General features: G+C 74.2%; 19 protein-coding genes and 2 riboswitches. Of the genes, 12 read left to right on the forward strand and 7 right to left on the reverse strand.

The genetic code is table 11. The annotated features are described in order from the left end of the window. The first annotated feature begins 59 nt into the window (after positions 1–59). Complete coding sequence (gene hisD / locus ACZ1IK_RS01590) at positions 60–1,376, forward strand: histidinol dehydrogenase (protein ID WP_465098243.1); 1,317 nt, start codon at positions 60–62, stop codon at positions 1,374–1,376. 10 nt (positions 1,377–1,386) lie between these two features. Continuing rightward, positions 1,387–1,755, forward strand: coding sequence for an RNA-binding S4 domain-containing protein (locus tag ACZ1IK_RS01595; protein WP_002855797.1), 369 nt, complete (start codon positions 1,387–1,389; stop codon positions 1,753–1,755). Between the two features lie 47 nt (positions 1,756–1,802). Here the strand turns inward: ACZ1IK_RS01595 and ACZ1IK_RS01600 are convergent, their stop codons facing one another. Then, complete coding sequence (locus ACZ1IK_RS01600; protein ID WP_230259746.1) at positions 1,803–2,417, reverse strand: hypothetical protein; 615 nt, start codon at positions 2,415–2,417, stop codon at positions 1,803–1,805. Between the two features lie 192 nt (positions 2,418–2,609). Next, positions 2,610–2,729, forward strand: a riboswitch (SAM riboswitch). A gap of 73 nt (positions 2,730–2,802) precedes the next feature. Here ACZ1IK_RS01600 and ACZ1IK_RS01605 point away from each other — a divergent pair. Beyond that, the gene (locus tag ACZ1IK_RS01605; protein ID WP_078025502.1) at positions 2,803–3,327 is read left to right on the forward strand and encodes a flavin reductase family protein; all 525 of its coding nucleotides are present in this window, start codon (positions 2,803–2,805) and stop codon (positions 3,325–3,327) included. Between the two features lie 238 nt (positions 3,328–3,565). Next, positions 3,566–3,769: a cold-shock protein gene (locus ACZ1IK_RS01610; RefSeq protein WP_010080175.1), complete on the forward strand. Its 204-nt coding sequence runs from the start codon at positions 3,566–3,568 to the stop codon at positions 3,767–3,769. 210 nt (positions 3,770–3,979) lie between these two features. Here the strand turns inward: ACZ1IK_RS01610 and ACZ1IK_RS01615 are convergent, their stop codons facing one another. The 4 genes from ACZ1IK_RS01615 to ACZ1IK_RS01630 all read right to left on the reverse strand — a co-directional run bounded on the left by ACZ1IK_RS01615 (position 3,980) and on the right by ACZ1IK_RS01630 (position 11,588). Further along, positions 3,980–5,200 (reverse strand): MFS transporter, encoded by a 1,221-nt coding sequence (locus tag ACZ1IK_RS01615; protein WP_465098244.1) that lies wholly within the window; start codon positions 5,198–5,200, stop codon positions 3,980–3,982. A 116-nt stretch (positions 5,201–5,316) separates the two neighbouring features. Next, positions 5,317–7,311 (reverse strand): FMN-binding glutamate synthase family protein, encoded by a 1,995-nt coding sequence (locus ACZ1IK_RS01620; protein ID WP_465098245.1) that lies wholly within the window; start codon positions 7,309–7,311, stop codon positions 5,317–5,319. 31 nt (positions 7,312–7,342) lie between these two features. After that, positions 7,343–7,924 carry an acyl-CoA thioesterase gene (locus tag ACZ1IK_RS01625; protein WP_036316171.1) on the reverse strand — a complete coding sequence of 194 codons (582 nt, stop codon included), beginning with the start codon at positions 7,922–7,924 and terminating at the stop codon, positions 7,343–7,345. A 19-nt stretch (positions 7,925–7,943) separates the two neighbouring features. Beyond that, a complete protein-coding gene (locus ACZ1IK_RS01630) occupies positions 7,944–11,588 on the reverse strand; it encodes a bifunctional proline dehydrogenase/L-glutamate gamma-semialdehyde dehydrogenase (RefSeq protein ID WP_465098246.1) in 3,645 nt (1,214 codons plus the stop codon). Positions 11,589–11,719: 131 nt separating this feature from the next. Here ACZ1IK_RS01630 and ACZ1IK_RS01635 point away from each other — a divergent pair, with 131 nt between their 5' ends. Then, positions 11,720–12,769, forward strand: coding sequence for an agmatine deiminase family protein (locus tag ACZ1IK_RS01635; protein WP_465098247.1), 1,050 nt, complete (start codon positions 11,720–11,722; stop codon positions 12,767–12,769). Here the strand turns inward: ACZ1IK_RS01635 and ACZ1IK_RS01640 are convergent. Beyond that, a complete protein-coding gene (locus tag ACZ1IK_RS01640; protein WP_078025500.1) occupies positions 12,735–14,021 on the reverse strand; it encodes an AI-2E family transporter in 1,287 nt (428 codons plus the stop codon). The genes ACZ1IK_RS01635 and ACZ1IK_RS01640 overlap by 35 nt on opposite strands. 46 nt (positions 14,022–14,067) lie before the next feature. Beyond that, a riboswitch (TPP riboswitch) is annotated at positions 14,068–14,173 on the forward strand. Between the two features lie 66 nt (positions 14,174–14,239). Between ACZ1IK_RS01640 and ACZ1IK_RS01645 the strand changes: the two genes are divergently transcribed. The 7 genes from ACZ1IK_RS01645 (at position 14,240) to ACZ1IK_RS01675 (ending at position 21,896) form a co-directional block, all read left to right on the forward strand. Next, entirely contained in the window at positions 14,240–15,307 is a 1,068-nt protein-coding gene (locus ACZ1IK_RS01645) for a thiamine ABC transporter substrate-binding protein (protein WP_041102657.1), read from the forward strand. Further along, positions 15,307–17,037: an ABC transporter permease gene (locus tag ACZ1IK_RS01650; RefSeq protein ID WP_113913858.1), complete on the forward strand. Its 1,731-nt coding sequence runs from the start codon at positions 15,307–15,309 to the stop codon at positions 17,035–17,037. Before ACZ1IK_RS01645 ends, ACZ1IK_RS01650 begins: the two co-directional genes overlap by 1 nt. Beyond that, a complete protein-coding gene (locus ACZ1IK_RS01655; protein WP_036316162.1) occupies positions 17,037–17,738 on the forward strand; it encodes an ABC transporter ATP-binding protein in 702 nt (233 codons plus the stop codon). Before ACZ1IK_RS01650 ends, ACZ1IK_RS01655 begins: the two co-directional genes overlap by 1 nt. After that, complete coding sequence (locus tag ACZ1IK_RS01660; protein WP_002857997.1) at positions 17,735–18,241, forward strand: TetR family transcriptional regulator; 507 nt, start codon at positions 17,735–17,737, stop codon at positions 18,239–18,241. Before ACZ1IK_RS01655 ends, ACZ1IK_RS01660 begins: the two co-directional genes overlap by 4 nt. Positions 18,242–18,453: 212 nt before the next feature. Beyond that, a complete protein-coding gene (locus ACZ1IK_RS01665; RefSeq protein WP_113913859.1) occupies positions 18,454–19,806 on the forward strand; it encodes an RNase H family protein in 1,353 nt (450 codons plus the stop codon). Positions 19,807–19,867: 61 nt separating this feature from the next. Continuing rightward, positions 19,868–21,310: an alanine/glycine:cation symporter family protein gene (locus ACZ1IK_RS01670; protein ID WP_036317627.1), complete on the forward strand. Its 1,443-nt coding sequence runs from the start codon at positions 19,868–19,870 to the stop codon at positions 21,308–21,310. A gap of 190 nt (positions 21,311–21,500) precedes the next feature. Further along, positions 21,501–21,896: a hypothetical protein gene (locus ACZ1IK_RS01675; RefSeq protein WP_063188917.1), complete on the forward strand. Its 396-nt coding sequence runs from the start codon at positions 21,501–21,503 to the stop codon at positions 21,894–21,896. Between the two features lie 138 nt (positions 21,897–22,034). On the opposite strand, the gene ACZ1IK_RS01680 is transcribed toward ACZ1IK_RS01675, so the two are convergent. Then, entirely contained in the window at positions 22,035–22,289 is a 255-nt protein-coding gene (locus ACZ1IK_RS01680; protein ID WP_095346987.1) for a DUF6480 family protein, read from the reverse strand. Positions 22,290–22,475: the final 186 nt, after the last annotated feature.

Consider the following 22,475-nt stretch of genomic DNA (forward strand, 5'->3'; position numbering starts at 1 on the left):
GGCCCGGCCGTCGTCGTGCCCCGTCCCGCCGGCCCGCCACCGCCCCTCTGGAGGAATCCGTGCTCTCCGTCACCGACCTGCGCCCGCTCGACACCGCCACCGCGGACCTGTCCCGCATCATCCCGCGGGCGAACGTGGACGTGTCCTCCGTGGTGCCGGTGGTCGCCCCGATCCTCGAGCAGGTCCGCCACGGCGGCGAGCAGACCCTGCTGGAGCTGGCTGAGCGGTTCGACGGCGTCCGCCCGCCGGCCCTGCGCGTGCCCGCGGAGGCGCTCGAGGCCGCCCTGGCCGGGCTCGACCCGCGGGTGCGCGCCGCCCTGGAGGAGTCGATCCGCCGGGCCCGGCTCGTGCACGACGCCCAGCACCCCCAGGACTCCACGGTCGAGCTCGGCGAGGGCGCCGTCGTGGAGAACCACTGGATCCCCGTGGGCCGCGTGGGCCTGTACGTGCCCGGCGGCCGCGCCGTGTACCCCTCCTCGGTGGTGATGAACGTGGTGCCCGCGCAGGCCGCCGGCGTGGGGAGCCTCGCGGTGACCTCGCCCCCGCAGCGGGACCACGGCGGCCTGCCCCACCCCACCGTGCTCGCCGCGTGCGCGCTGCTGGGCGTGGACGAGGTCTACGCGGCCGGCGGCGCCCAGGCCGTGGCCATGCTGGCGCACGGCGTCCAGGACGACGACGGCGGGTGGCTCTGCGCGCCCGTCGACCTGGTGACGGGGCCCGGCAACGTGTACGTGGCCGCCGCGAAGCGCGCCCTGCAGGGCGTGATCGGCGTGGACGCCGAGGCCGGGCCGAGCGAGATCGCCGTGATCGCGGACGGCACCGCCCGCGCCGACTGGGTGGCCGCGGACCTGATCAGCCAGTCCGAGCACGACCCGCTGGCCGCCTCCGTGCTCATCACGGACTCCGAGGACCTGCTCCGGGACGTGCTGGCGGCGATCGAGGCGCAGGTGCCCGGGGCGTTCCACGAGGATCAGATCCGCGAGGCCCTCACCGGCCCCCAGTCCGGCGTGCTGCTGGTGCGGGACATGGACCAGGCCGTGGAGGTCTCCGACCGCTACGCCACCGAGCACCTCGAGATCCAGACGCGCGACCCCGAGGCCCTCGTGGGGCGCATCCGCAACGCTGGCGCCGTGTTCGTGGGCCCGTACGCCCCCGTGCCGCTGGGCGACTACTCGGCCGGGTCCAACCATGTGCTCCCCACCTCCGGGACGGCCCGGCACTCCTCAGGTCTGAACACGGTGACGTTCCTGCGCCTGCAGCAGCGCATCCGCTACACGGAGACCGGGCTCAAGGAGGTCGCGGACGGGATCGGCGTGCTGGCCGAGGACGAGCGCCTGCCCGCGCACGGCGCCGCGATCCGCGCCCGCTTTGCGTGAGGGGGCGGGCGTGAGCGGCGTCCGCATCGACGCGTGGCTGTGGGCCGTGCGGCTGTACAAGACCAGGTCGGCGGCCACGGCGGCCGTGCGCGCAGGCCACGTGCGCATCGACGGCGAGCCCGTGAAGGCGGCGACGCCCGTCGTCGTCGGGAACCGGGTGCGGGTGCGCCAGGACGGACGCGAGCGGATCCTGGAGGTCACGGGGCTGATCGCCAAGCGGGTGGGCGCCCCCGTGGCCCGGCAGCAGTACGTGGACCACTCCCCGCCGCCCGTGCCGCGTGAGCTGCTCGCGGTGCCGTACCGCGAGCGGGGCGCGGGCCGGCCCACCAAACGGGACCGCCGGCAGCTGGACGCGCTGCGCGGCCGCGACCGACGCTGAGCGTCTCAGTCCTCCCCGCGCCGTCATCCGCCGTCGTGATGGCGGCCTCATGCGGAGGGTGCGGTCAGCACCATCCGGAACGGCTTGTCGTTGTCCACCGTGACGGTGAACGTCATCGGCCCCGCCTCATCCACGGGGGGAGTCGCCGCCGACCAGCCGCCGCACAGCGCCTCCGATCCGGCCATCCAGGTCTTCGTTCCCCCGCCACCCCGTGAGGTCAGGATCTCCGTCTCACCGGTGGCATCCGAAGGACACAGCACGATGACCCGAAGGACTGCACCCTGTTGAGCGTCCACGGTGATCTGCTGTGTGCCCGTCCCGACCGCCTCCTCCAGGACGGACTCCTTCTCCGGGTCGAGATGGCCCGCATCCGGATGCCGGCGCGTGTACTCGACCAACGTCATCCCGTCCTCCTCGAACAGCGCGGCGGGGAGTGCTTCTTCACCGGCGGGTGACGACGCGGACGAACCGGTGGCGGAGGCCGACCGGGTTGCCGAGGGGGCCGCTGACGTCACGGTGACGGAGGACGCCGCAGCGGTGGATGCCTTCGCGGTGGAGGAGACGCTGCCCGGGGAAGCGGAGCATCCCGAGATGGCGAGACCGAGGAGAGCCGCGACGACCACGGCGGCCGACAATGCCGCACGCTTCTTCTCGATGTCCATCCGCATGATCCGATCCCTCTCAGAGAACCGATTGCGGGGCCGCGGGCTGCGGTCTCGAGCCCCCCTCTCGAGTGGCTTGATCCTGGCTGGCGATGCGCGGTGTGTCAAGCATCACATCGGGCAGCTCGGATGACGCCGCGCGACCGCCGCGCTTTGACCACCCCACGGACCCCTCCGTAGGCTGATCCCCAGAATCACGAGTTCCCGTCATTCACGGCCCTGGCCGGCGGGACGGCAACCCTCTCACGCAGTAGTGGGGTGCTCCAGGTGATGATTCGGCCCCTCGGACACCCCGACGGGCAAGTACCGCGCCTCCGCGGATCCGGGCGATCCGCGTTCCCGCCGTCTGCGGAGCCGCGTCAGTCATCGGAAGAGGACGCGCGCCATGACCCTGACCCACGAACCCCACACCGCCGCGTGGGACACCGACCTGTCCCTCGGCAACCTCCGCTCCGGCCTCTCGGCATTCCCCACTGGGGTCGTCGCGCTGGCGGGCCTCGCCGACGACGTCCCCGAGGTGATGGTGTCCTCGTCCTTCGGCGTGGGCATCTCCTGGGAGCCGGCCCTCGTGTCCTTCTCCGCACAGAACAGCTCCCGCACCTGGCCGCGCCTGCGCCGGGCCGGGGCGATCGGCGTCTCCCTGCTCGCGGCGGACCAGACGCCGCTGTGCCGTCAGCTGGCCTCCCGCGAGGGCGACCGCTTCGCCGGTCTGGACGTGCACCGCAGCCCGCATGACGCCCTGCTGATCGGGGGCTCCTCGCTCTGGCTCGAGACGCGGGTGCACGCCGAGGTCCCGGCGGGCGACCACACGGTGGTGCTGCTGGAGGTGACGGCCTTCGCGGATCACACGGACGCCGCTCCCCCGGCCGCCCTGCACCGCAACCTCTTCCACGGCCTGCGCGCGCTCTGAGCGAACTCCAGGTGAACAATCGGGCCCCTGGTTCCCGGTCGGCGTGATCCGTGCAATGATGGAGCCTGAAGTTGATCAAGCTGTATCCCGCCATCTTCACTGCTCGTCAGCCCGGCATCGCCGGCGTCGATGAGTGTTGGGCAAGCGGTTCAGTCTCGCCGCTTCACCCGCGTCCCACATCCGGGCCGCGGTCCAACACCGCCACCGCACCGCGGGGGCACATCGAAAGGACACCATCATGGCTGTCGGTACTGTCAAGTGGTTCAACGCTGAGAAGGGCTACGGCTTCATCGCCCCCGAGGACAACTCCGCGGACGTGTTCGTGCACTTCTCCGCCATCCAGGGCAACGGCTTCAAGGAGCTCCAGGAGAACGACCGCGTCGAGTTCGAGACCCAGGACGGCCCCAAGGGCCTCCAGGCCGCCAACGTGACGAAGCTCTGATCTTCGCCTGACGCACGTCTGACGACGCCCCCGGTCCGCACGGACCGGGGGCGTCGTCGTGTGTCAGGCGTCCACGCCCCGCCGCGCACTGCGCCGCACTCCGCCGTACGCCCGTTCGACCGCGGCGCTGCGACATCGCCGCGGGGCAGCACTGCGGTGATGTCGCTGAGGCGCGGTCCTCCGGGGTGGGCCTCGTCCTGGCCCTGCGCGTCAGGCCGCGCCCCGCCGACCCACGTGGCGACGCAACAGCAGCACCACGCCCAGGGCCAGCAGATACCCGAGCGCGACGACCGCGAAGCCGGCCCGGTAGTCGCCCGTGACGTCGCGCAGCACGCCCATCAGCAGTGGGCCTAGGGCGAAGCCGGCGTACATGCCCATCGAGTTCGCCCCGGTCGCACGGCCGAGCCGCTCGGCCGGCACCTCGCTCAGCAGGCCCGCGTTGGCCACCACGTTGGCGCCCAGCACCGTCAAGCCGTGCACCGCGGCGCCCACCCACAACAGGGCCGGCAGGTCCAGCAGGTCCGCGGCGAGGAACACCACGACGCCGGCCACGGCACCCAGGCAGATCACGGCCAGCAGGGTGGTGGGCCGGTCTCCGGAGCTCATCCGCCGACTCCACCCGATCCGGGAGAGCACCCCGATCACCCCGGACACGGCCGCCGCGGCGCCGCCGGCCACGAGCGTCATCCCCAGCGTCTCGACGGCGAACAGCGGCAGGTAGGTGTTCGTGGCCTGCATGCCCAGGCCGGTGAGGAACGCGATCGCCGCGAAGAACCAGACCGTGGCCGGCAGGGGCGAGGTGTCCCGCCGTCGTCGCCCGCCGACGGGGCCGGTGGCCGGCGGCGGCGCCCCGGGCAGCGGCGGGGCGGCGACCAGCGCGAGCACCCAGAGCGCCCCGATGAGCACCGCGGCCCCCAGCGCGGCGCCCGTCCAGCCGAGGGCGAGGGACGCGGCCGGGAAGAACAGGCCGCCGACCAGCTGGGCCGCCTGCACGCCGGACTGCTTCACCCCGACCCACCCGATGCGCCTCTCCGGCGGCACCACGGTCCGGATGATCCGGTTCGTGGTGGGGTTGGAGATGGCCTGCGTGACGCCCGCGACGGCGGCCGCCGCGTACAGCACGGGCAGGGACGGGGCGACGGCGCCGAGCACGAGCGCCGCGGCGGTGCCGCCGAAGATGATGCTCAGCTGTGCGCGGGCGGACAGGCGGTCGGCGGCCCGGCCGAGGCCGAGGGAGGTGACGGCGGCCGCGGCGAACACGACCGTCATCACGGTGCCGAGCTGGCCCGAGGTGACGTCGAGCCGCTCCATCACGACCGTGGAGGAGGCGGAGACGCCGTAGTTGAACAGGGGCCCGGCGCCCATGGCCGCCAGCAGCACCCACAGCAGGGCCGCGGAGGGGCGGCGAGCGGCGGGGGCGGGCAGGGTCACGGCCCCAGGCTACGACCCCTCACGCGACGAGGCGGGAAATCTCTCTCATGGGCGCCCGGGGGCGTCGTGTGAGGTGGATTTCCCGCCTCGAAAGCGGGGGTGACTGCGGGGACGGGTCAGCCGACGCGGCCCTCGCCGCGGTGCTCGCCCTCCACGCGGCCGGTGGTCCCCCGCTGGGTGACCTCCTCGCCGTCCTGGCGCTCGGGCCGCTCGCCGGCCTCCGCCGGCAGGCCCTCGTTCTCGTCGGTGGGCGTCTCGCCGGCGGTGGCGGCGGGTGCCGGGTCCTGCGGGGCCCGACGACGGCCGCCGTGCGGGGACAGCGACTCGCCCTCACCCAGGGAGCTGACGCGCGGCATCGGCGACGTCGTCAGCGGCACGGACTCGGTCCGCCGGGCGTCGACCAGCGTGGAGCCCGTCCCGGAGATGGGGGAGCCCTGCACGGGGGCGCCGGCCGCCTCGCGGCCCGGGATCAGCAGCTCGGAGCGCCACTCGGGGTCGCGCTCGGTGAGGTAGTCCACGCGGGCGTGCTCGCCGAAGTGGTCCGCGTCCGCCTCCTCCCAGTCCATGGCCCAGCCGGCAGGCGGGTCGTTGAGCAGCTCGTCCGTGCGCAGCCAGTGGTAGATGGACGCGTACGAGCGGGTGCTCAGGTGGTCCACGCGTCGGCGCAGCATGCGGGTGTTCAGCTGGGACGGATGCGTCAGACCCATGGACGCCATGATCTGCACGGCCTCGCGCACGGTCAGGCGGTGGTAGTTGAAGACGCGGTTGCCCTTGTCCTCCACGTCGAGGGCGCGCATCAGACGCGGGTCCTGCGTGGCCACCCCCACGGGGCACTCGTTCGTGTGGCACTTCTGCGCCTGGATGCACCCGGTGGCCATCATCATCGCGCGGGCGGACATGGTGAAGTCCGCGCCCTGGATCAGACGCCTGACGATGTCCGAACCGGTGGCGACCTTGCCGGCCGCGCCGAGCTTGATCATGTGGCGCAGGCCGGTGCCCACGAGCGCGTTGTGCACGAGCATGAGGCCCTCGGTCAGCGGGGTGCCCACGCGGTCCGAGTACTCGAGCGGGGCGGCGCCGGTGCCGCCCTCGGAGCCGTCCACGATGATGAAGTCGGGGGCGATCCGCTCCTCCCAGATGGCCTTGGTCATGGCCAGCACGTCCACGCGGGAGCCCACGCAGAACTTGATGCCGATCGGCTTGCCGTCCGAGAGCTCACGGAGCTGCTCGATGAACTTGACCATCTCGCGCGGGGTGCGGAACGCGGAGTGGGACGCCGGGGACAGGCAGTCCTTGTCCATCGGGATCTCGCGGGCCTCGGCGATCTCGGGGGAGATCTTCTCCTTGGGCAGCATGCCGCCCAGGCCAGGCTTCGCGCCCTGGGAGATCTTGATGGTGATGCCCTTGACCTCGGGCAGCACCGCCTTCTCGGCGAACTTCTCCGGGCTGAAGGTGCCGTCCTCGTTGCGGCAGCCGAAGTAGCCGGAGCCGATCTCCCAGAACAGGTCCGCGCCGTTGCCGCGGTGGTACTTGGTGAGGCCGCCCTCGCCGGTCTCGTGGATGAACCCCCCCAGGCCGGCGCCCTTGTTCATGGCGACCACGGCGTTGGCGGAGAGGGAGCCGAAGGACATGGACGAGATGTTCATCAGCGAGATGTCCACGGGCTGGCGGCAGTCCGGGCCGCCGATCCGCACCGTGGGGGGCTCCTCCGGCGGGTTGACCGGGGCGGTGGAGTGCAACAGGAACTCGTAGCCGATCTCCGAGGTGTCCCGCTCGGTGCCGAACGCCTTGTGGCTGTCCAGTCCCTTCGCACGGGCGTAGACGATCGAGCGGGTGTCCCGGTCGAACGGCTTGCCGTCGAAGTTGCGCTCGATGAAGTACTGCTGGATCTCGGGGCGGATCGACTCCAGCAGGTACCGCATGTGGCCGAGCACGGGGTAGTTGCGGAGGATCGCGTGCCGCTTCTGGGTCATGTCCCACACGGCGAGCACGAGCAGCGCCACCAGGAGCACCGCCAGCACCCACCACGCGCCGCCGCCGATGGCGGCCACCAGCACGACGACGAGCGCGGCCAGCGAGAGGGTCGCGACGATCAGGAGTCTGTTGTTCACCCGACCATCGTGCCCTATATCACTCGAACGTTCATCCTCGCCGCACTGTGTCGAGGTCCCACGTGTGGGGCAGGGGCGTCCGGGCCGACGGCAGGGCCACGCTGCGCCGCCACTCGTGCAGCCACTCCGGCAGCGTCGGCTCCCCCGCGAGGTCGTGGCCGGCCGCCGCCGCGATCGCCCGGACCTCGTCGTTCTCCACGGGGCGGCCGTCCTTCTTGCGCAGGCGCGTGCAGATGTACGCGCGCACCGCGACGTCGCCGTCGACCACCACGCGCTGCTCGAACCACACCGCGCGCTCATCCAGGCCGATCATCCGCGTCTCCACGTCGAACCGCTGCCCCAGGGTCACCGAGCGGCGGAACGCAATCTGCTCGGCCTGCACCACGGGCGTCCAGCCGCGACGGCGGATCTCGTCCCACAGGCCGGTGCGGACCATCGCGTCGAAGCGGCCGAGGTCGAACAGCCCGAAGTACTGGCCGTTGTTGACGTGCAGGGCCATGTCCACGTCCGTGGGCAGGGCGCGCATCGGCAGCGTCGTCGGCTCCCAGAGTCCGGCGCGCGGGCGGCGGCGGGCGCGGGCGACGACCCAGATCGTGCGGGGGATCAGATGCATCGGATGTTCCTCCTCGGGGTCACAGGACCCCCTCGGTCAGATGGTCCGGCGTGCCGAACCGGTGGGCGGTCACGGACACGGCCTGTTCGTGCAGGAACGGCAGCAGCTCCACCTCGCCGGCGCTCACCACGGGGCCAGCGTAGACCGCCACGTCGGGGGTGTCGCCGAGCGCCGCGTGGAGCGCGCTCCGCGCCGCCTCGGCCGCCTCCCGGTCGCCGGTCCAGTCGGCGACGAGCCGGATCCGTGCGTCGCCGCCGCCCTCCGCTGCGGGCGGGACCAGGGCCAGCCGCCGGGCGCGGTCGTGGAACGCGGCGTCATCCTCGACGACGACGTCCACCGGCGCGGCCGTGCCGGCACCCTCCGTGCGGGCGGACCGGACCAGCTCCTCCACCCGACCGCGCACGGCCTCGGCCGAGAGTCCGTCCGCATCGGGCCCCTCCGCGGTGGGGGTCGGGCGCAGGCTCACGGTCATGGGCGCCCCGGCGCGCAGGCCGGCGGAGACGATGCGCAGCAGGTGGTCGGCGGGCCCCGAGTGCCGGCGCACGAGGACCGGGGTGGGCACGTGACGCAGCACGTTCCGCTCGGCCTCGAGCGCGGAGACGTCCGTGGCCACCCCGAACACGGTGGTCCACGCCTGGGTGTCGAGGGCGCGGGCGGTCTCGAGCCAGGACGCGCCCGCACCGTCGGCCTCGGACCCGGGCCGCCCCTCTCCCCCGGCCCACGTGGGCGCGTCCTCCCAGTCCACGAGGCCGTGCAGGTAGTGCGGCCCGCCGGCCTTCGTGGTGGGGCCGACGACGGAACGCTTCCAGCCGCCGAAGGGCTGGCGGCGCACGATGGCCCCGGTGATGCCGCGGTTCACGTAGAGGTTGCCGGCGCGCACGCCGCGCAGCCACACGTCGATCTCCTCCCGGTCCAGCGAGTGCAGCCCGGAGGTGAGGCCGTAGTCCACGGCGTTCACGATCCCGATGGCCTCCTCGAGCGTCTCGGCCGTCATCACGGCCAGCACGGGGCCGAAGTACTCGGTGAGGTGGGCGTCGGCGCCGGGGCGTACGCCGGAGCGGATGCCCGGGCTCCACAGGCGACCCGTCTCGTCCAGCTGCCGCGGGCGCAGGGCCCACCGCTCCCCCGGGCCGAGCTCGGTGAGCCCGCGGCGCAGCTTCTCGCCGGGGGCCTCGATCACGGGGCCCATCTCGGCGCGCGGGTCCGCGGGGTGCGCCACGTGCAGGGACGAGGCGGCGTCCAGCAGCTGCCGGTGGAAGCGCTCGGAGGTGCCCACGGAGCCGACGAGCACCACGAGGGAGGACGCCGAGCACTTCTGGCCGGCGTGACCGAACGCGGACTGGACCACGTCCTTCGTGGCCAGGTCCAGATCCGCGGACGGGGTCACGATCACGGCGTTCTTGCCGGAGGTCTCGGCGAGCAGGTGCAGGTCGGGGCGCATCCCCTTGAACAGCCGTGCGGTGTCCCAGCTGCCGGTGAGGATGAGCCGCTCGACGGCCGGGTCGGTCACGAGCGCCGCGCCGACCTCCGCCTCGTCCTCGTCCGCCAGCGTCACCAGGCGCACGAGGTCCGCGGGGTCGTGCCCGGCGAGCGGGCCGCCGTCGTCGAACAGGCCCGAGTCCCGCAGCCCGGCCACGATCAGCTCCCACGCGACCGCGCCCGTCCGCTCGGACTGCGGGGCCGGCTTGAACACCACGGGCGAGCCGGCGCCGAGCGCGGCGAGGACGCCCCCGACCGGGATGGCCACGGGGAAGTTCCACGGCGGGATCACCAGGGTCAGGCGGACGGGCACGGCGCGAGCGCCCTCCACCGCGTCCAGGCCGCGGGCCAGGCGCGCGTAGTAGTGCGCGAAGTCCACGGCCTCGGAGACCTCGGGGTCGCCCTGGTCCAGGGTCTTGCCGGTCTCGGCGGCGGCCACCTCCAGCAGGCGGGCCCGGCCGGCGTGCAGGGCCCGTCCGACGGCGTCCAGCGCGTCGGCGCGCTCGTGGCCGGTGAGCGCGCCCCAGCGGGCGCCGGGGTCGGCGGTGGCGGCGATGGCGGCGCGGGCGTCGTCGGCCGTGGTGGCGCGGTGGGCGCGGACGGTGTCCGTCCCGAGGTCCGAGCCCGGGACGGCCGCGAGGATCCGGCGGGCCCACTCCCGGTTGCCGGGCAGCGCGGGGTCCGTGTCCGGGGTGTTGGCGAAGCCGTCCACGGGGGCGGGGGTCGGCCCGTCCTCCCCGCGGGACCGGTCCTGGAGGCGGTTCGGACGGGGCACGGCCGCGTCCAGGTGGCGCAGCGAGGCGCGGAAGCGCTCCTCCTCGCGGGCGAACAGGTCCGCGTCCGCGTCCAGGTCGAACACGGCGGACATGAAGTTCTCCGGGGAGGCGCCCTCCTCGAGGCGGCGCACGAGGTAGGAGATCGCCACGTCGAACTCCTCGGGCCGCACCACGGGCGTGTAGAGCAGCAGGGCGCCGACGTCGGCCCGGACGGCGGCGGCCTGGCCGGTGGCCATGCCGAGCAGCATCTCGAACTCCACCGCGGCCGGGTCGAGGCCGCGGTGCTCGATCAGCCGGTGGGCGAGGGCGACGTCGAAGAGGTTGTGCCCGGCCACGCCGATGCGCACGTGGGCCAGATGCTCCGGGGTGAGCGCGTAGTTGAGCACGCGCTTGTAGTTGGTGTCCGCCTCCTGCTTCGAGCCCACCGTGGCCAGCGGCCAGCCCGTGAGGGAGGCCTGCATCCGCTCCATGGGCAGGTTGGCGCCCTTGACCACGCGCACCTTGACCGGGGCGCCGCCGGCGGCGACGCGGCGCGCGGCCCACTCCTGCAGGCGCACCATGGCCGCGAGCGCGTCCGGCAGGTAGGCCTGCAGCACGATGCCGGCCTCGTAGTCGCGCAGGCCCGGCTGCTCGAGCAGGGCGGTGAACACGTTGAGCGTGAGGTCGAGGTCGCGGTACTCCTCCATGTCCAGGTTGATGAAGGTGTCCCGGTCCCGGGCGAGCTCGAACAGCGGGGTGAGCCGCTCGGTGATGTCCGCGACGGCCTCGTCGAACGCGTAGGGCGCGTGCGGGGCGGTGGCGGCGGAGACCTTGACGGACACGTAGTCGACGTCGTCGCGGCGGATCAGCGCGGCGATGCCCTCGAGTCGGCGGTCCGCCTCGCCCTGACCGAGGATCGCCTCGCCCAGCAGGTTGATGTTCAGCCGGGTGTGCTCGTCGCGCAGGGCCGCGATGGCCTTGCCGAGCTGCCGGTCCCGCGCGTCGGCGATCAGGTGGGAGACCATGCGCCGCAGCACGCGGCGGGCCGTGGGGACGGCGATGCGCGGCACGAGCGGGGCCGCGCGGCCGCCGACGCCGAGGACGGCGCGCAGTGCCGGGGGCAGGAAGCCGGGGGCGCGACCGGCGAGCTCCCGCAGCGCCCGGGCGGCGATCGCGGGGTCCTCGGGGCGGACCACGTGGTCCACGAAGCGCACGATGAAGTCGAGGCCGCCCGGCTCCTTCAGGGCGCCCGCCAGCTGGCGGGCCGCGAAGTCGGCCTCATGGTCGCGGGACTCGGCGAGCCAACGCCGCACCTGCGCGACGGCGTCGTCGGCGAGGGCGTGCAGGTCGGCGGGGTCGGGGATCCCGCCGGTCGCGCCGAGGACCCGGTCGAGATCGTCGTGGTCCTGGGCGGAGAACATCGCGGTCATGGCCGCACTCTGCACGTGTGCCGGGTCACAGGTCAAACCGCCGCGGCTTCCTGTCAGACGCCTATGCTCGATGGACATCCCCTCGCCGCGCGCCCGCGCGTCGCCGCCGTCTTCCCAGGAGCCCGTCCGCCATGGCCGCCGCCGACCCCGTCCCCACCGACGCGCGGGAGCGCCGGGACGTCGTCGTGCCCGTGCCCGGACCCGAGGATCCGCCCGAGCGGGCCTGGCTCGTCCTGCCCCACCGCCACCCGGTGCCGACGCTGCTGGACGAGACGCGGGACGCCGTCGTGGGCCTGGCCGAGACGCTCGCCGCCGTGCTGCCGGTCACCGTGCTCGCCCACCCGCGCGACGCCGGGGCGGCGCGGCTGGTGCCCCCGGAGGTGGACCTGCTGCGCGCGCCCGTGGGCTCACCGCTGCTGGGCCGCACCGGGCCGAGCTTCATCCGCCGCCCCGAGGGCCTGGCCGCCGTCGCCTGGCGCAGCGCCGCGGGACTGACCGGGACCGGACCGCTCGACGGCGTGGCCGCGACGGCCGTGGCGGAGGCGGCGGGACTGCCGCTGCTCACGCCCCTGCTGTGCGCCCCGCGCGGGGCCTGGGTGACCGACGGCGAGGGGACGGCCGTGGTGGCCGCGGACCCCGTGCTGGACGGGCGGATCAACGGCGCGTGGACCCCCGGCCAGGTGGCCGCCGAGTTCGCCGCCCTGCTGGGGATCACCCGGGTGCTGTGGGTGCCGCCGGCACCGCGGCCGGACACCGGGCCGTGGGGCGGGCCCGGTCACCTGGCCTCGTGGGTGCGCCTGCAGGGCGACGGCGAGGCCGCCGTGCACTGGCGCGGCGACCGGTTCCACCCCGAGCACCCGTACGCCGCGGCGGCGCTGCGCTTCCTGCAGGGCGCCGACGACGCCGCCGGCCGGCCCCTGCGCGTGCGCACGGTGACCGGGGCGGCGCAGCCCGCCGAGTACGACCCGGCCGAGCGGGGCCCCCGCTCCCTCCTGGACACGCTGCCGCTGGGCGCTGCGGTGCTGCGGCCGGCGTTCGAGGACGCCGCGGGCGAGGAGGCCGCGGCCGCCGCGTGCGCGGCACTGCACCCGGGGCTGCCCCAGCTGTCGTTCCCCGCCCCGCCGCTGCTGCGGCTGGCCGGCGCGCTCAACGACCTGGTGCTGCTCCAGCCCCGCCCGTGACCTCGTCGGTCGCGGGGCCGTCGTCGTCCCCGCCGTCCGTCGGGGCGCGGTCCTCGTCCTTCCCGTGCGCGTCCGAGCGCCAGGCCGCCGGGCGCAGCCGTTCCAGGAGCGAGGACTGACGGCGCTCCATCCCCTTCAGGTCCGAGGCGATGAGCGCGTTGATCCAGCGGGCGTTCGGGTCGGCGTCGATCAGCACGGCCTTGGCCAGCAGCGTGCAGGGCAGCGCGAGGATGGCGCCGAGCGGGCCGAGGACCCAGGCCCAGAAGAGCAGGGAGAGGAAGCTGACGGTGGGGATCACGCCGATCGCGTCGCCGGCCACCTTGGGCTGGATCACGGACTGCAGCACGAAGTTCAGCACCGAGTAGCTGACCACCACCCACAGGAAGTCGGACCAGCCGCCCGCCGCCAGGCCCAGGACGGCCGGCGGCAGCAGGCCGATGATGAAGCCGATGTTCGGGATGTAGTTGGTGAGGAAGCTGAGCACGCCCCACACGAGCGCGAGCGGCACGCCGATCAGCATGAGGGCAATCACGTCCAGCACCGCCACGATCAGGCCGAACACCGTGGTGACCACCCAGTAGCGGCGCACGCCCTGGGCGAACTCGACCAGGGCGTGGCCGAACTCGTGGCGGGCGGTGCTGAGCAGGCGGACGCGGCGTTCGACGTCCATCGAGTCCATGGCCAAGAAGAACATGCCCATGATCACGGTGACGAGCAGGCCGAAGACCGCGTAGACGTTCGTGGCGATCTTCGTGATGGCGCTGACGGCCGTCCCGGTGACGGCGCTCATGTCGATCGAGGCCAGCTGCTGGGACACCATGTCCGGGGTCACGCCGCGCTCGTTGAGCCAGTGCGAGACGTCCAGGACGATCTGCTGGAAGCGGTCCGCGTACTTGGGCAGCTCCGCCACCAGCTCGAGGCCGGACCACACCATCATGCCCCCGAACACGGCCATCACCGCGACGACCAGCAGGACGGTGGTGGCGGCCCCGAGCACGGGGTGCAGGCCCCGGCGGATGAGCCAGGCCTGCAGGGGGTAGGCCACGATCACGAGGTTCAGCCCCAGGAACACAGGCGCCGCGATGGAGGCGATCCCCTGGAAGAACTGCACCACCAGCACCAGGCCCGCGAGCGTCAGGACGATCACCAGCATGCGCGGCCACATGCGGTGGGGGCGGCGGATGTCCCAGTCGGAGGCGGGGCTGGACGAGGCGGGCGGCGGGGTCACCCCCGCGGGCTGTGCGGCGCTCACGCGGGCAGTCTATGCGCGGGCCGGACGGGGTAGGGTCGGGACCAGTCCACATCGACAGGGGAGCGCCCGCGCGGCGCTGAGAGTGCGGTCCGCCGCAGACCCTCGAACCTGCTCCGGTCCGCACCGGCGAAGGAAGTCGAGTCTCCCGGTCGACGTCGTCCCGGGATTCCGGTGGCGGCCTCGTCCCGGCCCCTCTGCCGTCCCAGAGGAGAACCGCCATGTCCCGCACCCCGCACCGCGCCCTCGCCGCCCTCTCAGTGGCCGCCCTCGCCCTCACCGGCTGTTCGGTGTCCGGCTCGTCCGGCGACGGGGCGTCGTCGTCCGCCTCCGGCGCCGGCGGCGGCGAGCCGACGACGGTGACGATCATGACGCACGACTCGTTCAACCTGCCCCAGGAGCTCGTCCAGAAGTTCGAGCAGGAGTCCGGCTACACCCTGAAGACCACGGCCCCCGGCGACGCCGGCAGCGTGGTGAACCAGCTCCTGCTGGCCAAGGACGAGCCCACCGTGGACGGCGTCTACGGCGTGGAGGACCACTCGGCGCACCGCCTCGTCCGCGAGGGCGTCGTCGCCGAATACACCCCGCAGGACCTGCCCGCCTCCGCACAGGACCGGATGGTGGAGGACCGCATGACCCCGGTGGACCAGGGCCAGGTGTGCTTCAACACGGATCCGGCATGGTTCGAGGCCCACGACGTCGAGGCCCCCACCTCGATCGACCAGCTCGACGACCCCGAGTACGCGAAGCTGACGGTCGCCACCTCCCCCGTGGCCTCCTCCCCCGGCCTGGCGCTGCTCGCGGCCACCACGGAGAAGTACGGCGACGACGGCTGGCAGGACTGGTGGCGGGGCCTGATGGAGAACGGGGGCAAGATCGCCGACAGCTGGTCCGACGCCTACAACTCGGACTTCTCCGGCGGCGAGGGCAAGGGTCGGTTCCCGGTGGTGCTCTCCTACTCCTCCTCCCCCGCGTTCGCCCCCGAGACCGAGGTGATCGAGGACTCCTGCACCCCGCAGGTCGAGTACGCCGGCGTGCTCGAGGGCGCGAAGAACCCCGAGGGCGCGCAGGCGTTCGTGGACTTCATGCTCACCGAGGAGGTCCAGTCCGCCCTGCCCGAGTCGATGTACATGTACCCGATCGACGAGTCGGTGCAGCTGCCCGAGGAGTGGGCGCAGAACGCGCCGCTCGTCGAGGACGCCATCACCCCGGACCCCGCCCGCATCGACGAGCGCCGCGAGGACCTGCTGAAGGAGTGGACCGCCCTGGCCGAGGCCTCCCGGCGCTGATGTCCGCGCTCACCGAGGTCGCGGCCCCCGGCACGGACCTGCCGCGCCGGCGGGCCCGCGGCCGGGGGGACGGGCTCGGCCCGTGGTGGCTGGTGGCCGCCGTCCTGCCGGTCGCCTTCCTGCTCGTCTTCTTCGCGTGGCCCGTGGCGGCCATGCTCTGGCGCGGGATCGGCGGCGACGCCGACGCGTTCACCGGCGCCGTGGACCTCACCGCCTTCGGGGAGACCCTCGCCCGCGAGCGCACGTGGCGCATCCTCGGCCAGACGCTCGGCATGGCCGCCGCCGGCACGGTGGTCTCGGTGGCGCTCGGCCTGCCGACCGCGTTCGTGCTGCACCGGCGTCGCATCCCGGGGCGGGCCGTGCTCCGCGCCCTCGTGCTCGTGCCGTTCGTGCTGCCCACGGTGGTGGTCGGCGTCGCGTTCCGCGCCCTGCTCGCCCCCGGCGGACCGCTCGGCTTCACCGGGCTGGACCAGACGACCACCGCCGTCGTGCTGGCCATGGTCTTCTTCAACGTGTCCGTGGTGGTGCGCCAGGTGGGCGCGCTGTGGAACGCGCTGGACCCGCGCCAGACCGAGGCCGCCCGCACCCTGGGCGCCTCGCCGTGGCGGGCGTTCCGCACCGTGACGCTGCCCCAGCTCGCCCCGGCGATCGCCGCGAGCGCGGCGCTGGTGTTCCTGTTCTGCGCGTCCGCGTTCGGCATCGTCCAGACGCTCGGCCGGCCCGGCTACGGCACGCTCGAGTCGGAGATCTGGGTGCAGACCTCCGTCTACCTGGACCTGCGGACCGCGGCGGTGTTCTCCGTGCTGCAGTTCGCGGTGGTGCTGGCCGCCGTCGTGGTCTCCGGCGTGACGGCGGCGCGCACCCAGCGGGCGCTGCGCCTGCGGGAGACGCCGCCGGCCCGGCTCACGCGCGCGGACGCGGTCCCGGTGGCCGTGATGCTCGCGGTGGTGGCGCTCGTGGTGGCGCCGATCCTGACGCTCGTGGTGCGCTCCTTCCACACCCGCCACGGCTGGGGGCTGGGCAACTACCGGCTGCTGGCGACGAGCGCGGGCAGCGGGTTCGTGGGCGGGTCGACGCCGGCCCAGGCGCTCGAACAGTCCCTGCGGGTGGCCGTGGACGCCACGCTCGTGACGCTCGTGGTGGCCGTGCCGCTGGCCCTGCTGCTGACCCGGCCCTTCCGCTCACGCGCGGCGCTGGCGGCCCAGCGGGCCCTCGACGGCGCCCTGCTCCTGCCGCTCGGGGTGTCCGCGGTGACCGTGGGCTTCGGCTTCGTCGTGTCCCTGCGGGCCACGTTCCCGGAGCTGGCGGCCTCGGGCGTGCTCGTGCCGCTGGCCCAGGCGGTGGTGGCGCTGCCGCTCGCGGTGCGGGCGCTCGTGCCCGTGCTCGCGGCGGTGGACCCGCGGCTGCGGGAGGCCGCACGCACCCTCGGGGCGGGCCCGTGGCGGGTGCTGGCCACGGTGGACGGCCCGTTCCTCGCCCGCGGCGTGGGCGTGGCCGCGGGCTTCGCGTTCGCGGTGTCCCTGGGCGAGTTCGGGGCCACGAGCTTCCTGGCGAGCCCGTCCGCGCCCACCCTGCCGGTGCTGATCGCCCGGCTGCTGGGCCGGCCGGGCGCGGACAACTACGGGATGGCGCTCGCGGCGGCCACGGTGCTGGCCGTGCTGAGCGCCGGGATCATGCTGGTGTGCGAGCGGCTGCGCCCCCGGGGCCCGGCCGGGGCGGGAGGTCTGTGATGACGCCGACGACGACGGGGGCCTCCCTCCGGCTGCGGGACGTGGCGATCCGCTACCCGGACGGCTCCACCCCCGTGCGGGGGACGGACCTGGACGTGGCCGCCGGGGAGATCGTGGCGCTCGTGGGCGCCTCCGGCTCGGGCAAGTCCACCATCCTGCGCGGGATCGCCGGGCTCGAGGACGTGGTGGCGGGCACAGTGGAGCTCGACGGGCGGGACGTGGCGGCGGTGCCGACGCACCGCCGGGGCGTGGGGATGGTGTTCCAGGACGGGCAGCTGTTCCCGCACCGGACCGTGGGCCGGAACGTGGCGTACGGCCTCGAGTCCGCCGGCTGGGACCGGGCCCGGCGGCGGGCACGTGTGGCCGAGCTGCTGGACCTGGTGGGCCTGACCGAGCTCACGGACCGGCCCGTGCAGCGGCTTTCCGGCGGGCAAGCCCAGCGCGTGGCGCTCGCCCGGTCGCTGGCCCCGGCCCCGCGGGTGCTCCTGCTGGACGAGCCGCTGTCCGCGCTCGACGCGGACCTGCGCCGGCGCCTGGCCGAGGACATCCGGGCGGTGCTGCGGGCGGCGGGGACGACCGGCGTCGTCGTCACCCACGATCTCGCGGAGGCCGCCGTGATGGCCGACCGCACCGTGCGCCTCGGTGCGGGGGGACGCATCGCGGCGGAGGAGGACGGCCCGGCGGTAGCCTCTCAGGCATGACCCCGCCCGCACCCCGCCCCCGGCTGACCGCCCAGGACGTGGTGGACGCCGCCGTCGGGATCCTGCAGGACTTCGGCATGGGCGACCTGTCCATGCGGCGCGTGGCCGGGGTGCTGGGCGTGCAGGCCTCCGCGCTGTACTGGCACGTGCCGGACAAGCAGTCGCTGCTGGCGCGGGTGGCGGACCGGATCGTCGCCGAGGCGGAGGAGACCGTGCGCGCCCGCCGCGTCACGGACCTGGCGGGCCGCGCCGAGGCCGCGGAGGCCGCCCTGCTGCGGCACCGGGACGGGGCGGACGTGGTGCTCTCCGCCCTCGCGCTCGGGCTGGGCGGCCTCGGCCTGCACCGTCTGCTCACCGAGGCGGCGGACACCCCGGAGGACGGGGAGCGGGCCCTGGCGCTGCTGCTGGGCACCGTGTCCCTGCGGCAGCAGCGCGCGCAGGCGCAGGCGCTCGGCGTGCCGACCGGCCCGGACGTGCAGCGGCACCGCACGGACCCGCTCTGACGCCTCGTCCGACGCGGCCGCGCGGGAGGCCGAGGAGAGGAGACCTGCCTCCTCACAGGTGCGCTCGGTAAGGTCGCCCAGAGCAGAACAGGTCGGGACGGGTCGTCCCCTTCGTCCACGGCGATCCCGCCCGACCGCCGCAGGACCAGCATGGCCCGCCGGACCCGGCTCACAGTTCCGGCGCGGTCCCCTTCGACACAGCCGGCGAAGCCATGGGAGCACGGATCAACCACCCGCGGACGGTCGTGGACCGGACGCTGCATCACGACGTCGAGCCCGCACACCCCGCGGCGCTCGTCGACGTGGGCTGGGACTTCCGTGGCCCGGGCGCCAAGGCGGAGGAGCAGCACCGCCCGCTGCGCGTGGTCCGTGCCCGCCGGCCTCGGGGCACCCCGCGGGACCGGAACGGCGTCGACCTCACGCGCACCGGCCCCGTCGTCCCCCGCCCCTCCCCGCCGCGCACCCGGATCCGCCGGGACGGCGTCCGCGTGGTGGCCAGCCCGCTGGCCATGCTGCCCGGCGTGGACCACGGCCCCGCCCTCCGCCTGGACCTGCACCCGACGACGGGGGGCATCGTCTACGTGGCCCGCGAGCTCGAGCTGCGCGAGCTCGGCGACGACGTCCGCGGCCACGTCTACACCGGGATGGTCGGCACGGCGCATCTGAGCGCCTTCTGGTCCACCGTCACCGTCGACCTGCCACCGGAGCGCCCGGTGATCGTGCGGCTGCGCTCGGACCGGGACGCCGAGCTGCTCTCCCTGCTCGAGGTCCTCGCCCCCGTGGACACGCGCGTGGTCTCCTACCGGCTCGACGAGTCCCCCGTGGGCACGCAGCGCTCCAGCTACCTGCTGCCGGACGTGGACCCGGAGACGGTCGCCCAGACGGGCGCGGCCCGGATCCCGCTCGAGGCCATCGAGGCCGCCCAGGAGGAGGAGGACGCGCTGCGCCGCTCCTCCGGCGTCTTCCTCTCCCGCCGCCGCACGGACCGCTTCCTGCGCCGCAACCTGCCCGGGGTGACCCACAGCCTCACGTTCGCGGACGAGGCTGACGTGACGGACGTGTACGTGGACGGCTCCGTGCTGCGCGGCTCCCGCATCGGCGGGGCGGCCGCCGTCGCCGGGCCGAGCATGTGGGCCGTGCAGGCCGTGGCCGGGGCCACGATGCCGCTCGAGGTGGAACTCGAGGCGCTCGTGCTGGGGCACGTGATCTGCGCGTGGGCGGGCACCCCCGGCGGCCGGGTCACCATCCACTCGGACTCGCGCGCCGCGCTGGCCCTGCTCAACGCCGCCCGCCGCGAGCGGCTCACCCTCGGCGGCGCCCGGGGCGAGCGCATCCGCCGCACCCTGCGGCGCCTGCTGGCCGCCGTCGACCTGGCGCAGGCCGCGGACGTCCAGGTGGACACCACGTGGGTCAAGGGCCACGTGGGGGTGCACGGCAACGAACTCGCCGACGACCTCGCCCGGGCCGCCGCCCGCCATGCCAGCGTCGGCACCCCCGAGGGGGACCTGCCCGAGCGGATGGGGCAGCTGATCCAGCTCCGCGTCGAGGACGACGCCGCCGGCTGACCCCGGCCCCCGATTCCCCGTCCTCCGCCCCAGCCTCTAGGGTGGGGCTGTGGAAGCGACAGTGGAACAGATCACAGCGGCCATCACGGCCCTCAACGACAAGTACTGGTACGTCGTGATGGCGCTGCTCTTCGTGGCCGGGGTGTGGTTCACCATCCGGACCGTGGGCGTGCAGGTGCGCATGCTCCCGGAGATGCTGCGGTCGGTGACGGCCAAGTCCCAGACCGGGTTCGAGAACGACGGCGTGAGCCCGTTCCGCGCCTTCACCATCTCGGCGGCCTCGCGCGTGGGCACCGGCAACGTGGCCGGCGTGGCGATCGCGATCGTGATCGGCGGCCCGGGCGCCGTGTTCTGGATGTGGCTGCTGGCGATCATCGGCGGCGCCACCGCGTTCGTCGAGTCCACGCTGGCCCAGCTGTACAAGCAGAAGGGCTCGGACGGCTACTTCGGCGGCCCCGCGTACTACATCCGCGACGGCCTGGGCGCGAAGTGGCTGGCGGCCGTGTTCGCCGTCGCCATCACCGTGACCTACGGCTTCGTGTTCAACGCCGTGCAGTCCAACTCGATCTCCGAGTCCGTGCAGGCCAACTGGGGCGCGTCCTCCACCACCGCGTGGATCGTGGGCCTGGGCCTGGCCGCCCTCACCGGCCTCGTGATCTTCGGCGGCGTGCGCCGGCTCTCGGCCGTGACCAACGTGCTGGTCCCCGTGATGGCCACGTTCTACATCTTCCTGGCCCTGATCGTGATGGTCGTCAACATCACCGAGGTCCCGGGCATGATCGCGCTGATCGTGGGCCACGCGTTCGGCCTGCGCGAGGTCGCGGGCGCCGCCGTCGGCATGACGATGGTGATGCAGGGCGTGCGCCGCGGCATGTTCTCCAACGAGGCCGGCATGGGCTCCGCCCCGAACGCCGCCGCCACCGCGGCCGTCTCCCACCCGGCCAAGCAGGGCTTCGTGCAGTCCCTGGGCGTCTACTTCGACACCCTGATCGTGTGCTCGGCCACCGCGTTCGTCATCCTGCTCTCCAACCCGGCCTACGGACGCGGGGAGGCGATCGGCATGCAGGTGACCCAGGGTGCGCTCCAGCAGGCCGTGGGCGCGTGGGCCGGCCCGGCGCTGACCGTCATCATCTTCTTCCTGGCCTGGTCCTCCGTGCTGGGCAACACCTACTACGGCGAGGCCAACATCCGGTACCTGGCCGGCCGCCACGCGGGCCCGGCCATCACCGTGTTCCGCGTGCTCGTGCTGGTGTGCGTGGTCGGCGGCGCGCTCGGCTCCGTGGCGCTGGTGTGGAACCTCGCGGACACGTTCGCGGCCCTCATGGCGACCATCAACCTCGTGGCGATCATCCCGCTGGGCGGGCTGGCCGTGAAGCTGCTCCGGGACTACGAGCGCAAGCTCAAGGCGGGCATGAATCCGGGCTTCCACATCTCCGACCTGCCCGAGGCGCGGAACGTGGCCCTCTGGAGGGACGAGCCGAAGACCTCCCCGCTCCAGGACTGACGCCCCCGCCCGCGCGTTTCGAGGCGGGATATCGACCCCATCCGGCTGCCGCGGGCGGCCGTGGGGTGGATATCCCGCCTCGATGCATGAGGAGGCCCGGTCTGGACACCGTGCGGGGGTCGGCGCCTAGGTTGAGGCGCACCCGACCGGCCACGCACGAGTGGCCGGCACGACGTCCGAGGAGGACACCATGGGCATCCTCTCCAGCCTCACCCGCACTCTCGGCGGCGGTGGCCGCCGCTCCAGCCGACCCACCATCGGTGCGCACATCGGCCGGTCCCCCGGCTTCGGCCGGCAGGCCCGCTCTCAGGGACGCCGGTCCAGCGGCCTGGGCGGTGCCCTCCTGGGCACGCTCGGCGGTCTGGCGCTGCGTGAGCTCTCGCGCCGCGGCGCCGGGGGCACGACGCGCGGGCGCAGCTCCGGTGCGTACCGCGGCGGCTTCGGACCCTCGGCCCGGTCCACGGGCGGCCTCGGCACCGGCCTGCTGGGCGGGCTGCTCGGCGGGGCCCTCGCCTCCCGCGGCCGGTCCGGTGCCGCCGGCCGACGCACGGCGGGTGGCCGCCGGACCGTGGGCGGCGGCTTCTGACCGCTGCGACGGCGCGGCGTCGCAGCTGAGCGGCATCACCGCGGAGCGGACACGACCACGGGGCGGGCACCGACGGATCGGTGCCCGCCCCGTGGTCGCGATGGGCCGGTGGCGTGCTCGAGGCGTCTGCGCCGCGGCTCAGCCGAGGCCGGCGACGCGGCCCAGGATGAACACCAGGACGCCGATGACCACGAGGGCGATGATCAGCCCGAGCACGATCTTGCCGGCCGAGCGCTCGCCGGTCTGCTCCACGTCCATGCCCGGGTTGCTCGGGCCGACGCCTGCGCCCTCGGCTGGGGGCGTGTCGCCGTCGAACGCGACGCCGGAGGTCTCGTCCGTCGCCTCGCGTGCGCGCCGGGCGTCCTGGGGGTCGGGGGTGTGCGGGGTGGCCATGGCCGGCTCCTCTCGTCTCAGCGGCACGGGTGCGTGCCGCTGGCCCTCACGGTAGGCCCGGGGCAGGGGGTCCTGACCAGGGCGAGGCGACGCCCGCCCCAGCGCTTTCGTGGCCGAAACGGCGCGCCCCGAGCCGCTTTCGTTGACGAAACGGCGCTCCTCCAGGCCGCCGCAACGGATCCCGTC

It is taken from the genome of Micrococcus sp. CS26 (assembly GCF_055522295.1).

What these genes read in the sequence shown, in the direction of transcription:
- ACZ1IK_RS01610 (WP_010080175.1), top strand. Translation starts at nt 3,566, where the DNA reads ATGGCTGTCGGTACTGTCAAGTGGTTCAACGCTGAGAAGGGCTACGGC.
- ACZ1IK_RS01625 (WP_036316171.1), bottom strand. Translation starts at nt 7,924, where the DNA reads ATGCATCTGATCCCCCGCACGATCTGGGTCGTCGCCCGCGCCCGCCGC.
- ACZ1IK_RS01650 (WP_113913858.1), top strand. Translation starts at nt 15,307, where the DNA reads ATGTCCGCGCTCACCGAGGTCGCGGCCCCCGGCACGGACCTGCCGCGC.
- ACZ1IK_RS01660 (WP_002857997.1), top strand. Translation starts at nt 17,735, where the DNA reads ATGACCCCGCCCGCACCCCGCCCCCGGCTGACCGCCCAGGACGTGGTG.
- ACZ1IK_RS01680 (WP_095346987.1), bottom strand. Translation starts at nt 22,289, where the DNA reads ATGGCCACCCCGCACACCCCCGACCCCCAGGACGCCCGGCGCGCACGC.
- ACZ1IK_RS01645 (WP_041102657.1), top strand. Translation starts at nt 14,240, where the DNA reads ATGTCCCGCACCCCGCACCGCGCCCTCGCCGCCCTCTCAGTGGCCGCC.
- ACZ1IK_RS01605 (WP_078025502.1), top strand. Translation starts at nt 2,803, where the DNA reads ATGACCCTGACCCACGAACCCCACACCGCCGCGTGGGACACCGACCTG.
- ACZ1IK_RS01675 (WP_063188917.1), top strand. Translation starts at nt 21,501, where the DNA reads ATGGGCATCCTCTCCAGCCTCACCCGCACTCTCGGCGGCGGTGGCCGC.
- ACZ1IK_RS01635 (WP_465098247.1), top strand. Translation starts at nt 11,720, where the DNA reads ATGGCCGCCGCCGACCCCGTCCCCACCGACGCGCGGGAGCGCCGGGAC.
- ACZ1IK_RS01665 (WP_113913859.1), top strand. Translation starts at nt 18,454, where the DNA reads ATGGGAGCACGGATCAACCACCCGCGGACGGTCGTGGACCGGACGCTG.
- ACZ1IK_RS01655 (WP_036316162.1), top strand. Translation starts at nt 17,037, where the DNA reads ATGACGCCGACGACGACGGGGGCCTCCCTCCGGCTGCGGGACGTGGCG.
- ACZ1IK_RS01600 (WP_230259746.1), bottom strand. Translation starts at nt 2,417, where the DNA reads ATGGACATCGAGAAGAAGCGTGCGGCATTGTCGGCCGCCGTGGTCGTC.
- ACZ1IK_RS01630 (WP_465098246.1), bottom strand. Translation starts at nt 11,588, where the DNA reads ATGACCGCGATGTTCTCCGCCCAGGACCACGACGATCTCGACCGGGTC.